Source organism: Pseudomonas sp. Ors-4-3C (assembly GCF_055755035.1).
Map to the genome: position 1 here is coordinate 3,463,486 of NZ_CM146900.1, position 15,100 is coordinate 3,478,585.

11 protein-coding genes are annotated in these 15,100 nt (G+C 60.5%); 5 read left to right on the forward strand and 6 right to left on the reverse strand.

Annotation, left to right across the window (positions count from 1 at the left end):
* Positions 1-104: 104 nt before the first annotated feature.
* The 3 genes from ACVHNU_RS15550 to ACVHNU_RS15560 all read right to left on the reverse strand — a co-directional run bounded on the left by ACVHNU_RS15550 (position 105) and on the right by ACVHNU_RS15560 (position 3,355).
* A complete protein-coding gene (locus tag ACVHNU_RS15550; RefSeq protein WP_103485785.1) occupies positions 105-1,349 on the reverse strand; it encodes a lipoprotein-releasing ABC transporter permease subunit in 1,245 nt (414 codons plus the stop codon).
* Between the two features lie 64 nt (positions 1,350-1,413).
* The gene (lolD, locus tag ACVHNU_RS15555; protein WP_164747873.1) at positions 1,414-2,097 is read right to left on the reverse strand and encodes a lipoprotein-releasing ABC transporter ATP-binding protein LolD; all 684 of its coding nucleotides are present in this window, start codon (positions 2,095-2,097) and stop codon (positions 1,414-1,416) included.
* Between the two features lie 7 nt (positions 2,098-2,104).
* Positions 2,105-3,355, reverse strand: coding sequence for a lipoprotein-releasing ABC transporter permease subunit (locus ACVHNU_RS15560; protein WP_473017749.1), 1,251 nt, complete (start codon positions 3,353-3,355; stop codon positions 2,105-2,107).
* Between the two features lie 94 nt (positions 3,356-3,449).
* Here ACVHNU_RS15560 and ACVHNU_RS15565 point away from each other — a divergent pair, with 94 nt between their 5' ends.
* Positions 3,450-4,031, forward strand: coding sequence for a PilZ domain-containing protein (locus ACVHNU_RS15565; protein ID WP_003226578.1), 582 nt, complete (start codon positions 3,450-3,452; stop codon positions 4,029-4,031).
* 14 nt (positions 4,032-4,045) lie between these two features.
* Positions 4,046-4,768 (forward strand): glycerophosphodiester phosphodiesterase, encoded by a 723-nt coding sequence (locus tag ACVHNU_RS15570; protein ID WP_003226579.1) that lies wholly within the window; start codon positions 4,046-4,048, stop codon positions 4,766-4,768.
* A 42-nt stretch (positions 4,769-4,810) separates the two neighbouring features.
* On the opposite strand, the gene sthA is transcribed toward ACVHNU_RS15570, so the two are convergent.
* On the reverse strand, positions 4,811-6,205 hold the full coding sequence (sthA, locus tag ACVHNU_RS15575; RefSeq protein WP_003226580.1) for a Si-specific NAD(P)(+) transhydrogenase: 1,395 nt from the start codon (positions 6,203-6,205) through the stop codon (positions 4,811-4,813).
* Between the two features lie 198 nt (positions 6,206-6,403).
* Positions 6,404-7,348, reverse strand: coding sequence for an FAD:protein FMN transferase (locus tag ACVHNU_RS15580; protein WP_473020076.1), 945 nt, complete (start codon positions 7,346-7,348; stop codon positions 6,404-6,406).
* A 416-nt stretch (positions 7,349-7,764) separates the two neighbouring features.
* Between ACVHNU_RS15580 and tcuC the strand changes: the two genes are divergently transcribed.
* Positions 7,765-9,066: an MFS transporter gene (gene tcuC, locus ACVHNU_RS15585; protein WP_103485788.1), complete on the forward strand. Its 1,302-nt coding sequence runs from the start codon at positions 7,765-7,767 to the stop codon at positions 9,064-9,066.
* Between the two features lie 181 nt (positions 9,067-9,247).
* On the opposite strand, the gene ACVHNU_RS15590 is transcribed toward tcuC, so the two are convergent.
* Positions 9,248-10,711 carry a glyceraldehyde-3-phosphate dehydrogenase gene (locus ACVHNU_RS15590; RefSeq protein ID WP_003226583.1) on the reverse strand — a complete coding sequence of 488 codons (1,464 nt, stop codon included), beginning with the start codon at positions 10,709-10,711 and terminating at the stop codon, positions 9,248-9,250.
* A gap of 354 nt (positions 10,712-11,065) precedes the next feature.
* Between ACVHNU_RS15590 and mfd the strand changes: the two genes are divergently transcribed.
* Together mfd and ACVHNU_RS15600 are read left to right on the forward strand one after the other, a co-directional pair.
* Positions 11,066-14,515 carry a transcription-repair coupling factor gene (gene mfd, locus ACVHNU_RS15595; RefSeq protein ID WP_262142951.1) on the forward strand — a complete coding sequence of 1,150 codons (3,450 nt, stop codon included), beginning with the start codon at positions 11,066-11,068 and terminating at the stop codon, positions 14,513-14,515.
* Between the two features lie 10 nt (positions 14,516-14,525).
* Positions 14,526-15,092, forward strand: a complete 567-nt coding sequence (locus ACVHNU_RS15600) for a peptidoglycan binding protein CsiV (protein WP_262142950.1) — start codon at positions 14,526-14,528, stop codon at positions 15,090-15,092.
* The last annotated feature ends 8 nt before the right edge of the window (positions 15,093-15,100 follow it).

Sequence of the window (15,100 nt, forward strand, 5' to 3'; positions counted from 1 at the left end):
AGCAGGTCCGGCCCCTTCGCGAGCAAGCCCGCTCCCACATTGGATCTGCGTCGTACACAAATCCTCTGTGGGAGCGGGCTTGCTCGCGAAGGCGGTATTGGCGCTTACGAATATCTCAACGCGTGAGCCGGCTCGATCTTCGCCGCCCGCAACGCCGGGTACACCGTCGCCAGGAAGCTCAGAATAAAGCCTGCCGAGCAGATCAACAGCACATCCCCGCCCTGCAATTCCGAAGGCAGGTTGCTGACGAAGTACACATCGGAACTGAAGATGTGCTGGCCGGTGACACGCTCGACCCAGCCAACCATTTCACTGACGTTGAGCGCCGCGATCACCCCGAGCACGCCGCCAATCAGTGTGCCGACAATGCCGATCACCGTGCCCTGCACCATGAAGATCGCCATGATCTGCCGTGGCGTGGCGCCGATGGTGCGCAGGATCGCGATGTCCGCGCCCTTGTCGTTCACCACCATGATCAGCGTGGCGATGATGTTGAACGCCGCCACCGCGACGATCATCAGCAACAGCAGGCCGATCATGGTTTTTTCCATTTTCATCGCGCTGAACAGACTGCCCTGGGTGTGAGTCCAGTCATCCGCCTTGAAGTCGGCACCGAGGCCCGCGGCGATGTCCGAGGAGACTTTTGGCGCGGCGTACAGGTCCTTCACCGCCAGGCGCACGCTCTGCACCTGATTCGGCTGCCAGTGCTGCATGGTCGCGGCATCGGCCACGTGGATCAGGCCCATCGAACCGTCCAGTTCGGCGCCGACCTTGAACACACCGACTACGTTCAGGCGCTGCATGCGCGGGGTGATACCCCCCGGTGCGGTGCTGACTTCCGGCACGATCAGGGTGATCTTGTCACCGACATTGAGACGGAAGCGCCGCGCGGTGATTTCACCGATCACCACACCGAACTCGCCGGGTTTCAGATCATCAAGACGCCCCTGCACGATGTGCTGGGCCACGATCGACACCTTGCCTTCCTGGGCCGGATCGACACCGCTGATCTGGATCGGCTGCATCGAGCCCTTGTAGGACAGCATGCCTTCCATCTCGGTGAACGGCACGGCGGCGGTCACTTCGGGATTTTTCAGCGCGGCAGCGGCCACTGGCTGCCAGTCATCGATCGGCTTGACGCCAACGATGGTCGCGTGCGGCACCATGCCGAGGATGCGCGAGCTCATCTCACGCTGAAAACCGTTCATCACCGACAGCACCACGATCATCGCCAGCACGCCGAGGGCGAGCCCGATCATCGAAGTCATCGAGATGAACGAAACAAAGCGATTGCGGCGTTTGGCGCGGGTATAGCGCGTGCCGATAAAGATCGATAACGGTCTGAACATTCGCTGGGGCACCGTATAAAAATAAAAGACCCGATGCCTTACACAGGCACCGGGTTTCGGTCGGTCAAATGGCGGTCAGGCAACCTTCCTGCAATTGCAGGACGCGGTCCATCTGGCGGGCCAGGTTCATGTCGTGAGTCACCACCAGGAACGCGGTGCGCATCGAAGTGCTGAGTTCCAGCATCAAGTCCTGAATGCCTTCGGCGGTGTGCGAATCGAGGTTGCCGGTCGGCTCGTCGAGCATTACCAGGCCCGGATTGTTCACCAGTGCACGGGCGATAGCCACACGCTGGCGTTCACCACCGGACAGCTCGGCCGGTTTGTGTTCCAGACGATGACCCAGACCTACGCGCTCGAGCAACGCCGTAGCGCGCTGACGTGCTTCCGGGATCGCAGTCTTGCCGATCAGCAGCGGCATGCAGACGTTTTCCAGCGCGGTGAACTCCGGCAGCAAGTGGTGGAACTGATACACGAACCCGAGGGCGCGGTTACGCAGCAGGCCACGCTTCTTCTCGCTCAGGGCCGACAGTTCTTCACCGTCGAGCCAGACGCTGCCCTCGGTCGGCGTATCGAGACCGCCCAGCAGGTTGAGCAAGGTACTTTTGCCCGAACCGGACTTGCCGACGATCGCCACTCGCTCGCCCGGGTGCAACTCCAGTTGCAGACCGGCCAACACTTGCACCGACTCCGGGCCTTCCTCGTAGGATTTGCCGAGATTGCGGCAGCTCAAGATTGCTTTATCACTCATGCCCGACTCACTCATAACGTAGCGCCTCCGCCGGCTGGGTGCGCGCGGCACGCCAGGCGGGATACAGGGTGGCGAGGAAACTCAGGACCAACGCAGCCGCGCAGACCATGACCACGTCCTGGCTCTGCACCTGCGACGGCAGGTAATCAATGAAATACACATCGGCGTTGAGGAACTTGTGGCCGATCAGCCCTTCGAGGGCGGAAATCGCCGCGCTGACGTTCAACGCCGCGAGAACCCCGACCACCGCGCCGATGGCCGTACCGACCACGCCGATCACGGTGCCCTGCACCATGAACGTGCGCATGATCGTCCCCGGCGTAGCGCCGAGGGTGCGCAGAATGGCGATGTCGCTCTTCTTGTCATTCACCACCATCACCAGCGTGGAAATGATGTTGAACGCAGCCACGGCGACGATCAGCAGCAACAGCAGACCGATCATGGCTTTTTCCATGCGGATCGCCTGATACAGATTGCCGTGGGTGCGGGTCCAGTCGCGGGCGTAGTAATGGTCTTCGCCCAGTTGCTGGGCGATGGTCCAGGCCACGCGCGGCGCCTGGAACAGATCATCGAACTTCAACCGGATGCCCTGCACCTGATCAGGTTTCCAGCGGTGCATCTTCGCCAGATCCTGCAGGTTGGTGACGCCCAGATAGCCGTCCAGCTCACCGGCGCCGACATGAAAAATGCCGACCACGGTGAAACGCTTCATGCGCGGGAACATCCCGGCCGGGGTCACGCTGACCTCCGGCGCGACGAAGGTGACCTTGTCACCGAGGCCTACGCCGAGCTTGGTCGCGGCCTTGTCGCCGATGACGATGCCGAAGCTGCCCGGCGTCAGGTCGTCGAGTTTGCCCTGCTTCATGAAGTTGTCGATGATCGACACATTGCGCTCGAGCGCGGGGTCGATGGCGTTGAGCAACACCTTGGACACCTGGCCGTTGTTGGTCAGCAAACCCTGCATCTGGGTGAACGGCGCAACGGCCGTCACCTCCGGGTTGCGCTTGACCTTGGCGGCGAGGCTTTGCCAATCGTTGATCGGTTCGCCGGTTTCAAGAGTCGCGTGGGGCACCATGCCCAACACGCGGGTGCGCATCTCATGATCGAAGCCGTTCATCACCGATAGCACCACGATCATCACGACCACGCCAAGGGCGAGCCCGATCATCGAAGTCAGGGAAATGAATGACACAAAATGATTGCGACGCTTTGCACGGGTATAACGCGTGCCGATAAATACGAAGAGAGGTCTGAACATGTCGGGGCTTGTTCGGAGGGAAAAGGAACGTCCTTGTGGCGGGGGTCGATAACCAGCTTTACACTCAGACCACCGCCGCTACCATGGGTTCGCCATGTCGACATTAGATGAAGAAGATCGCCGCGAATACTACCGTATCGAGGACACGATCGCACTGGAAATTCGGCCCCTGTCCGCTCCCGAAGCCGCTGGCCAGGAAGTGTTGCAGGATGCTTCCCCGCTGTTCAACCTGCTCAGCGAACTGCACCTGAGCGAATTCGAATCGCAGCACCTGTTGCGCCAGATCAGCGAGCGCGACCGGGCCATCGCCGCGTTCCTCAAATCCCAGAACAAACGTATCGACCTGCTCAGCCAGGTGGTCGCCCTGACCGTGCTCGGCCATATCGGCGAGCCGCAACCGGTGATCATCTCCGAAGGCGGGATCGATTTTCAGCACCCGACCGCGCTGGCCACTGGCGCGCACCTGTCGGTGAAACTGGTGCTGATGCCGCAGGCGCTGGGCCTGCTGCTGCGCGCCCGCGTCACCCATTGCGACCGCAAGGGCGACGGTTACGACGTCGGCACCGAGTTCGAACACTTGACCGACGCCCAGCGCCAGTTGCTCGCCCGCTATATCCTGCAGAAACAGGCCCAGGAACGACGCCTGGCCCGTGAACAGAACGAATCAGGCATTTAAATTAAGGAAGCACCGTGACCCTCATCTACGGCCACCGCGGCGCCAAGGGCGAAGCACCGGAAAACACCCTGACCAGTTTTCAGGAATGTCTCAAGCACGGCGTACGCCGTTGCGAACTGGATCTGCACCTGTCCAAGGACGGCGAGCTGATGGTGATCCACGACCCTACCCTCAAGCGCACCACCGACCGGCGCGGCAAGGTGGTCGAGCACACCGCCGCCGAACTGGTGACCTACGACGCGCGCAAGGGCGGCCCGGGCTGGATCAAGCCGTGCCCGATTCCGACACTGGAAGAGTTGTTCGAAAAATGTGATTTCGAGCACTGGCAGCTGGAAGTCAAAAGTGCATCGCGCACCCGCGCGGCGACCACCGTGCTGGCGATTCGCGAGATGGCCCAGCGTCATGGTTTGCTGGACAAGGTCACCATTACTTCGAGTTCGCGGGAAGTGCTGAAGGCGGCACTGGACCTGGTGCCGGACGTGTCGCGGGGACTGGTAGCCGAATACGCCTGGCTCGACCCGCTAAAAGTCGCGGCCAGCTATGGCTGTGAGATTCTGGCGTTGAACTGGACGCTGTGTACGCCGGAACGCCTGCAGAAGGCGCAACGTCAGGGGCTGCATGTCTCGGTGTGGACCGTCAACGAGCCTGCGCTGATGCGCAGACTCGCCGACTTCGGCGTTGACAGCCTGATTACAGACTTTCCCGGTTTGGCCACTGCCACCCTCGAGAATTGCTGAAATCGGTCTCCCCGGCCGGCTCAGGCCACCGGCCGGAGCCCGTCAAAAAAGCCGGTTGAGGCCGTCGTACGCCGCTACCCGATAGGCTTCGGCCATGGTCGGGTAGTTGAACGTGGTGTTGACGAAGTACTTCAGGGTGTTCAACTCGCCCGGCTGACTCATGATCGCCTGACCGATGTGCACGATCTCCGACGCCTGATAACCGAAGCAGTGAACGCCCAGCACTTCCAGGGTTTCACGGTGGAACAGGATCTTCAGCATGCCTTGCGGCTCGCCGGCGATCTGTGCACGCGCCATGCTCTTGAAGAACGCTTTGCCGACTTCGTACGGCACCTTGGCCTGGGTCAGCTCCTGCTCGTTCTTGCCGATCGAGCTGATCTCCGGAATGGTGTAGATGCCGGTCGGCACATCGTTCACAAAGCGCCAGCTACCGTTATCAACGATGCTGCCGGCAGCCGAGCGACCTTGGTCGTGGGCGGCACTGGCCAGGCTCGGCCAGCCGATCACGTCGCCGGCACCGTAGATGTTCGGCACGCAAGTGCGGTAGGCCTCGTCGACTTCGATCTGGCCACGGCTGTTGACCTTGACGCCGATGTTTTCCAGACCGAGCTGGTCGGTGTTGCCGGTACGGCCGTTGCACCAGAGCAAGGCGTCGGCCTTGATCTTCTTGCCGGACTTCAGGTGCAGGATCACACCGTTGTCCACACCTTCAACGCGATCGTAGTCCTCGTTGTGGCGCACAGTGATGTTGTTGTTGCTGAAGTGGTAGCTCAACGCCTGGGAGATTTCCGAGTCGAGGAAGCTCAGCAACTGACCACGGTTGTCCACCAGTTCAACCAGTACCCCCAGACCGCTGAAGATCGAGGCGTATTCGCAACCGATCACGCCGGCGCCGTAAACGATCAGTTTGCGCGGGGTGTGGCCGAGGCTGAGGATGGTGTCGCTATCGTAGATACGCGGGTGATTGAAATCGATATCCGCCGGGCGATACGGGCGCGAACCGGTGGCGATGATGATGTGCTTGGCCACCAGCTTCTCGACCACACCGTTGGCGCAGACCACTTCGATGGTTTGCTCGTCAGCGAAGCTGCCGGTGCCGAAGAACACGTCGACGCGGTTACGGGCGTAGTAGCCGGTACGCGAAGCGACTTGTTTGGAAATGACTTTCTCGGCGCTTTTCAACACGTCCGGGAAGGAGAACCAGCGCGGCTCGCCGATCGCCCGGAACATCGGGTTGGTGTTGAACTGCATGATCTGCCGGACCGAGTGACGCAGGGCCTTGGACGGGATGGTTCCCAGGTGGGTGCAGTTACCGCCGACCTGGCGACGGCTATCGACCATCGCCACCTTGCGCCCTGCTTTGGCGGCGTTCATTGCCGCGCCTTCTCCCGCCGGGCCGGAACCCAACACCACCACGTCGTAGTTGTAGACAGCCATGCGTACTCCTCAGAACAGGCCGCGGTGCCAGCAGCACCGGCGGCTAAATTCACGCCGAATCGCGGCGCGAAGGAACAATTGGGGGTCAGTAAAGAACCCGGACACAGTCTATAGAAGCGTCAACGCCGCGCACATTAACCCTTGGTCGCGTCGTAGGCTACTTTTGCCTGCACTACAACGCCAGCTTTCGTACTGTTTTCAGTCAACTTTTGCGTGATTGAGGCGCTCGAAAGCCGTACTGGTGCGGATAACGAAACCTGTATCGGCACGAATGACGAAGAATGCACCAATGTCATGTTTTTCGGCATAGTCCCAAGCCCTTTCAGGCCCGAGAATCAGCAACAGCGTCGATAGTCCATCGGCCATCAACGCTGAAGGATGAATCACCGTGACCGACGCCAGGTTGTGTAGGACCGGCGCCCCGCTACGCGCATCGAAGGTGTGGGAATAGCGCCGGCCATCCTGCAGGAAATAGTTACGGTAATCACCGGAGGTGGAAACGCCGTAGCCGTCGACCTGAATGATCCGTTCGGCCACCTGTTGATCGTCTCGCGGTTCTTCCAGCGCAATACGCCAGGACGAACCATCAAGCTTCTTGCCCTTGGCCTTTAGCTCACCGGTGGCTTCGGCGAGATAGTCATGGATCCCCATCGACTCGAGCCTGGCTGCGATGGTGTCGACGGCGTAACCGGCGGCGATGCTGTTGAAGTCGACTTCGACCGGCGCATCCTTGCACAAGCGGTCGCCGTCGATATGCAAATGGTGGTAGCCGACCCGCTCAAGGGTTTCGGACAGTGCGGCGGGACTGGGGACTTTCTCTTCACGCCCTTGCGGGCCGAACCCCCACAGGTTCATCAGCGGCTCGACGGTCAGGTCGTAGGAACCTTCGCTTTGCTCTGACAGCTGTTCGCCGACACGGACCAATTCGAGCACGGCAGCCGGCATGGTCTGACAGCTGTTCGCCGGCAAAGCATTGAAGCGCTCGATGTCTGAGTCACTGCGATAGGTCGACATCTGCTGATCGACGTCGGTGAGGATTTTTTCCACTTCAAGCTGGACCTGCGCGGCCTCGGGAAGACCGGCGTGGCGCACATACTTGATTGAATAGGTGCTGCCCATGGTCGGGCCGCCGAAGCTTTCCATGGAGTCGCCGTTGCCGCAGCCGGACAAGGCGCCCACCAGCAGCAAAAGGCTGATCAGCCTCCTTTTAGACAAATCCCCTACTCCCCACACAAAGCTGAAGATTATGCGCCAGAACCTGTAGGAGCTGCCGAGTGAAACGAGGCTGCGATCTTTTGCTTTTGATCTTTTCAAGCAACATCAAAAGATCGCAGCGTTCCGCAGCTCCTACAGGTTTTTCATTCGCTTGATAGCGTCATGCTGGCCTTCGTAATGGCTATATCGTTTAAGCAGTGCCCTAACCAATTGTTGCCTAACGTTCTTTATACACATATGGTTACAAAACTGTTCACGGGTACTGCCTGAGTTTGCCGCGTGACGGCGAGGACGTGTCTAGTTCAGGGATTTCCAATAAGACAGCCAACAGAGAGTACGAACCAATGTCCTCCACCACGGGCAAAGGCAAAGCGATTTTTCGCGTTGTCAGCGGCAATTTTCTCGAGATGTTCGACTTTATGGTCTATGGCTTCTACGCCACGGCCATTGCCAAAACCTTCTTCCCGGCCGACAGCGCCTTCGCTTCCCTGATGCTCTCCCTGGCGACGTTCGGTGCCGGCTTCCTGATGCGTCCGCTGGGAGCGATTTTCCTCGGTGCCTATATTGACCGCCATGGCCGTCGCCAAGGTCTGATCATTACGCTGGCGCTGATGGCCGCCGGTACGGTGCTGATTGCCTGCGTCCCCGGCTACGCCACCCTCGGCGTCGCCGCCCCGCTGATCGTGCTATTCGGCCGTTTGCTGCAAGGCTTCTCGGCCGGCGTCGAGCTGGGCGGTGTTTCGGTGTATCTGGCGGAAATCGCCACACCGGGCCGCAAGGGCTTTTTCGTCAGTTGGCAGTCGGCAAGCCAGCAAGCAGCGGTGGTCTTTGCCGGCCTGCTCGGGGTGGGTCTCAACCACTGGCTGAGCCCGGAACAGATGGGTGACTGGGGCTGGCGCGTGCCGTTCCTGATCGGCTGCATGATCGTTCCGGTGATCTTCGTGATTCGTCGCTCGCTGGAAGAAACGCCGGAATTCCAGGCGCGTAAACATCGCCCTACCCTGCGCGAAATCGTCCGTTCGATCGGTCAGAACTTTGGCATCGTCATCGCCGGCATGGCGCTGGTGGTGATGACCACGGTTTCGTTCTACCTGATCACCGCCTACACCCCGACCTTCGGCAAGGCCGAACTGCATCTGTCGGACTTCGACGCGCTGCTGGTGACCGTATGTATCGGCCTGTCGAACTTCTTCTGGCTGCCGGTGATGGGCGCGGTCTCCGACAAGATCGGGCGCAAACCCCTACTGCTGGCGGCGACCATTCTGGCAATCCTGACCGCTTACCCGGCATTGTCGTGGCTGGTGGCGAACCCGAGCTTCAGTCACTTGCTGATCGTCGAACTGTGGCTGTCGTTCCTGTACGGCTCGTACAACGGTGCGATGGTGGTGGCGCTGACCGAAATCATGCCGGTGGAAGTGCGCACGACCGGGTTCTCGCTGGCCTATAGCCTGGCGACGGCGACCTTTGGCGGCTTTACGCCAGCGGCCTGTACTTACCTGATTCATGTGCTGGACAACAAGGCTGCGCCGGGGATCTGGCTCAGCGGTGCGGCGGTGCTGGGGCTGATTGCGACGCTGGTGCTGTTCCGTGGCAACAAGCATGAGCTGCGGACTGCGCAGGCCTCGATAGTCGGCGGCGCCCGATAGGACGCCTTCGGGAGCAAGCCCCCTCCCACAGTGTCCGGTGGTGCCAACACGATGATGTGAACACCGCCAAACCTGTGGGAGGTGGCTTGCTCCCGAAGAGGCCGGTACAGGCAATAGAGATTCAGCAGGCATAAAAAAACGCCCCGACCAAAGTCGGGGCGTTTTCATTTGCAGCTAAGGCTTAGCGCGGGAACGCTGGCGGGTTTACACCGGCCATGTCTTCCATCACGCGAACCACCTGGCAGCTGTAGCCGAACTCGTTGTCGTACCAGACGTACAGAACAACGCGGTTGTCCTGAACGATGGTTGCTTCAGCATCGACCACACCGGCGTGACGCGAACCCACGAAGTCAGTGGACACCACTTCCTGCGAGTTGACGAAGTCGATTTGCTTGTGCAGATCGGAGTGCAGCGCCATGTAGCGCAGGTACTCGTTCATCTCTTCACGGCTGGCGGCTTTCTCAAGGTTCAGGTTGAGAATGGCCATCGACACGTTTGGCGTCGGAACGCGGATCGCGTTACCGGTCAGCTTGCCGGCCAGCTCAGGCAGGGCCTTGGCAGCAGCGGTGGCAGCACCGGTCTCGGTGATGACCATGTTCAGCGCGGCGGAACGGCCACGGCGATCGCCCTTGTGGAAGTTGTCGATCAGGTTCTGGTCGTTGGTGTACGAGTGAACGGTTTCGACGTGACCGTTGATGATGCCGAACTTGTCATTCACAGCCTTCAGCACCGGCACGATGGCGTTGGTGGTGCAGGAAGCGGCGGACACGATCTTGTCGTCAGCGGTGATTTCGTTGTGGTTGATACCGTGAACGATGTTCTTCAGCTTGCCTTTGCCAGGCGCGGTCAGAACAACGCGAGCAACACCCGGGCATTGCAGGTGCTGACCCAGGCCATCGGCGTCACGCCATACACCGGTGTTGTCCACCAGCAGCGCGTCTTTGATGCCGTACTGGGTGTAATCCACCTCGGTCGGGTTCTTCGCGTAGATCACCTGGATCAGGTTACCGTTGGCGGTGATGGTGTTGTTTTCTTCGTCGATGACGATGGTGCCGTTGAACGGACCGTGTACCGAATCGCGACGCAGCAGGCTGGCGCGTTTGGTCAGGTCGTTTTCAGCGCCTTTGCGCACGACGATGGCACGCAGACGCAGACCGTCGCCACCACCGGTTTTCTCGATCAGGATGCGCGCCAGCAGACGGCCGATACGACCGAAGCCGTACAGCACAACGTCAGTGCCTTTACGGGCCGAAGCGTTTTGCTGACCAACCACGTCAGCCAGTTCTTCACGAACGAACTGCTCGGCGCTGCGGCCATTGCCTTCGCTGCGGAATTTGAACGCCAACTTGCCCAGGTCTACCGAAGCCGCGCCGAGCTTGAGCTCGCTCATGGCTTTAAGCAGAGGGAATGTTTCGTGGACGGAGAGTTCGCTATCGTCGGAGGAACGGTGGCGAGCAAAGCGGTGAGCTTTGAGAATCGCGATGACAGACTGGTTGATCAGGCTGCGGCCATAGATCGAGCTCACCACGTTGTTATTGCGGTAGAGCTGACCGATAAGCGGAATCATCGCTTCTGCGAGTGCTTCACGGTCGATCCATTCACCAAGACACTGGTCGGGCTTCTGAGTCACGGGAACCTTCCACATGTAGGGGCAGAAAAAAGGGGCTACATTATGCCGCCGAGAACCTCTTGTAGCAATGCGCGCTTGTCGCGCAATCGGTAACAAAATTCCGTTCAAAAAAATTACGCCCCGCGCCAGCCCAGTAAAACCGGGGCTTTCAGCGCAGTCAATTTTTCGACGACTGTTAGACGATGTCTGTAACCCTCCGTAACACCAGTCGATTTCGGCACTACATAACCACTAAAAAAGTGCTCGTTTTTATGGTTACCACTACATTTCGCGCAAACCGCGAAGATAGACGCAGTCTGCAACTGACAGGCGGCACCGGACGCCGCTACAATTACCGACTTTGTCGCAACGCCTGGAGCTCAACCTTCCGTGCCTGTTCTGCGTCTACCGCTTCTCCCTGCCGCGGCAGGTAAACAGCATTGGGGCAACTTGCCCGGTGCCGCCCTCAGCCTGGCGATTGCCGAGGCTGCCAGCGCAGCCAAGCGCTTCACGCTGCTACTGACCGCCGACAGCCAGAGTGCCGAACGGCTGGAGCAGGAGCTGAGCTTCTTCGCCCCGGATTTGCCGGTTCTGCATTTTCCCGACTGGGAAACCCTGCCGTACGATCTGTTCTCGCCGCACCAGGACATCATTTCCCAGCGCATCGCCAGCCTTTACAGGTTGCCGGAACTGGCGCACGGCGTGCTGGTGGTCCCGATCACCACCGCCCTGCACCGCCTGGCGCCAACCAAATTCCTGCTCGGCAGCAGCCTGGTGCTGGATGTCGGCCAGAAGCTCGATGTCGAACAGATGCGCTCGCGCCTGGAAGCCAGCGGCTATCGCTACGTCGATACGGTTTACGAGCACGGCGAGTTCACCGTACGCGGTGCGCTGATCGACCTGTTCCCGATGGGCAGCAAACTGCCCTATCGCATCGACCTGTTCGACGACGAAATCGAAACCCTGCGCACCTTCGATCCGGAAAACCAGCGTTCCATCGACAAGGTCGAATCGGTCAAGCTGCTGCCGGCCCGCGAGTTCCCGCTGCAGAAAGATGCAGTCACGCGCTTCAAGGCGCGCTTTCGCGAGCGTTTCGACGTCGACTTCCGGCGCTGCCCGATCTTCCAGGACTTGAGCAGTGGCATCACCCCAGCCGGTATCGAGTACTACCTGCCGCTGTTCTTCGACGAAACCTCGACACTGTTCGATTACCTGCCGCAGGACACTCAAGTGTTTTCGCTGCCGGGTATCGAACAAGCAGCAGAAAACTTCTGGAACGACGTGCGCAATCGCTACGAAGAGCGCCGCGTCGATCCATCGCGCCCTCTATTGCCGCCTGCGGAATTGTTCCTGCCGGTGGAAGACTGCTTCGCGCGCCTCAAGAGCTGGCCACGGGTCGTCGCCAGTCAGCAGGACGTCGAATCCGGTGCCGGCCGCGAGCGCTTCCCGGCGCAAGCACTGCCAAACCTGGCGATCGAAGCCAAGGCCACGCAACCGCTGGCGGCGCTCTCGGCGTTCCTTGATGAATTCCCAGGGCGTGTGCTGTTCACCGCCGAGTCCGCGGGCCGTCGTGAAGTCCTGCTGGAACTGCTGGAACGTCTGAAGCTGCGGCCGAAAACCGTCGACAGCTGGCCGGACTTCGTTTCGAGCAAGGATCGTCTGGCGATCACCATTGCGCCGCTCGACGAAGGCTTGATGCTCGACGACCCGGCGCTGGCGCTGGTGGCCGAGAGCCCGCTGTTCGGTCAGCGAGTCATGCAGCGCCGCCGTCGCGAAAAGCGCGCCGACGCCAACAACGATGCGGTGATCAAGAACCTCACCGAGCTGCGCGAAGGCGCACCGGTGGTGCACATCGACCACGGCGTCGGACGTTATCTCGGCCTGACGATTCTGGAGATCGACAATCAGGCGGCGGAATTCCTCACCCTGGAATACGCGGAGAACGCCAAGCTCTACGTGCCGGTGGCCAACCTGCATCTGATCGCCCGCTACACCGGCAGCGATGACGCGCTGGCGCCGTTGCACCGCCTCGGCTCCGAGACCTGGCAGAAAGCCAAGCGCAAAGCCGCCGAACAGGTGCGCGATGTCGCCGCTGAGCTGCTCGACATCTATGCCCGTCGTGCCGCCCGCGAAGGCTACGCGTTTGCCGACCCGAAAGCCGATTACGCGACGTTCAGCGCCGGTTTCCCGTTCGAAGAAACGCCGGACCAGCAAGCGACCATCGAAGCCGTGCGCGAAGACATGCTCGCGCCAAAGCCGATGGATCGTCTGGTCTGCGGCGACGTGGGTTTCGGCAAGACCGAAGTGGCGATGCGCGCTGCGTTCATCGCCGTGCATGGCGGACGCCAGGTAGCGATTCTGGTGCCGACCACCCTGCTCGCCCAACAGCACTACAACAGCTTCCGCGACCGCTTCGCCGACTGGCCAGTGACCGTGGAAGTGATGAGCCGCTTCAAATCGGCCAAGGAAGTGAATGCAGCGATTGCCGATCTCGCGGAAGGCAAGATCGACATCGTCATCGGTACGCACAAACTGCTGTCCGACGACGTGAAGATCAAAAACCTCGGTCTGGTGATCATCGACGAAGAACACCGCTTCGGTGTGCGTCAGAAAGAACAGCTCAAAGCCCTGCGCAGCGAAGTCGACATTCTTACGCTGACTGCCACGCCGATTCCGCGCACGCTGAATATGGCGGTGTCGGGCATGCGCGACCTGTCGATCATCGCCACGCCGCCGGCGCGACGCCTGTCGGTGCGCACCTTCGTCATGGAGCAGAACAAGAGCACGGTCAAAGAGGCCCTGCTGCGTGAACTGCTGCGTGGCGGTCAGGTTTACTACCTGCACAACGACGTGAAGACCATCGAGAAGTGCGCGGCGGACTTGGCCGAACTGGTGCCGGAAGCGCGAATCGGCATCGGCCACGGGCAGATGCGCGAACGCGAACTCGAACAGGTGATGAGCGACTTCTATCACAAGCGCTTCAACGTGCTGATCGCCTCGACCATCATCGAGACCGGCATCGACGTGCCAAGCGCCAACACCATCATCATCGAGCGCGCCGACAAGTTCGGCCTGGCGCAATTGCACCAGTTGCGTGGACGCGTCGGGCGCAGTCACCACCAGGCCTATGCCTACCTGTTGACGCCGCCGCGCCAGCAAATCACTTCGGACGCAGAAAAGCGTCTGGAAGCGATTGCCAACACTCAGGATCTGGGCGCCGGTTTCGTGCTGGCGACCAACGACCTGGAAATCCGTGGCGCCGGCGAACTGCTGGGCGATGGCCAGAGCGGGCAGATTCAGGCAGTCGGTTTCACCCTGTACATGGAAATGCTCGAGCGCGCAGTGAAGTCGATCCGCAAGGGCGAACAGCCGAACCTCGATCAACCGCTCGGCGGAGGCCCGGAGGTCAACCTGCGGGTGCCGGCGCTGATTCCGGAAGACTATCTGCCGGATGTTCACGCCCGTCTGATTCTGTACAAGCGCATCGCTTCGGCCACCGACGAGGAAGGCCTGAAGGATCTGCAAGTGGAGATGATCGACCGTTTCGGTCTGCTGCCTGAGCCGACCAAGAACCTGGTACGCATTACCGCACTGAAGTTGCAGGCCGAGCAGTTGGGCATCAAGAAGGTCGACGGTGGGCCGCAGGGTGGGCGTATCGAGTTCGCCGCGCAGACGCCGGTAGACCCGATGACTCTGATCAAACTGATCCAGACTCAGCCAAAACGCTACAAATTCGAAGGCGCCACGATGTTCAAGTTCCAGGTGCCGATGGAGCGCCCGGAAGAGCGCTTTAATACTGTAGAGGCGCTGTTCGAGCGCCTCCTCCCGAAAACTGTTTGAAGGACGCCGCATGCGCCTGTTTCGCTCACTGACTTTGCTACTTGCCTTGGTAGCCCCTTCGGTTTTCGCCGATGACCTGTATCAGGTCGAAATGATTCTGGTGCGCCAGAACGCTGTACCGGCGATTGTCAGCCGCGCCGCGCCGGAAGACTGGGCCGCCGGCGCTCGACGCCTGGGTGATGACAGCCTGCGCACACCCGCGCTCGGCGACATTGCCAGCAAACTCACCGCCAGCGGTGATTACAGCGTGCTGATGCACAAGGCCTGGCAGCAGACCCTCGGCGAAGCGCCGACCAAGGTCGCCGTCAGCGACGGCAAGGAACAGTTCGGCCAGTTCCCGATCGAGGGCACCCTGGAATTGAAACTCGGGCGCTTCACCGACGTGAACGCCGACTTCTGGGTCAACCAGATCGACAGCAACGGCATGGTCACTGCCAGCGAACGCCTGAAGCAGGACAGCCACACCAAGAACGGCCAGCTCAACTATCTCGACAACGGCCACCTGGCGCTGCTGATCAAGATCACCTCCCTGACGGCGCCCGCCCCACGGCAAGCCCCTGAAGCGATTCCGGACTGATCGAAGTC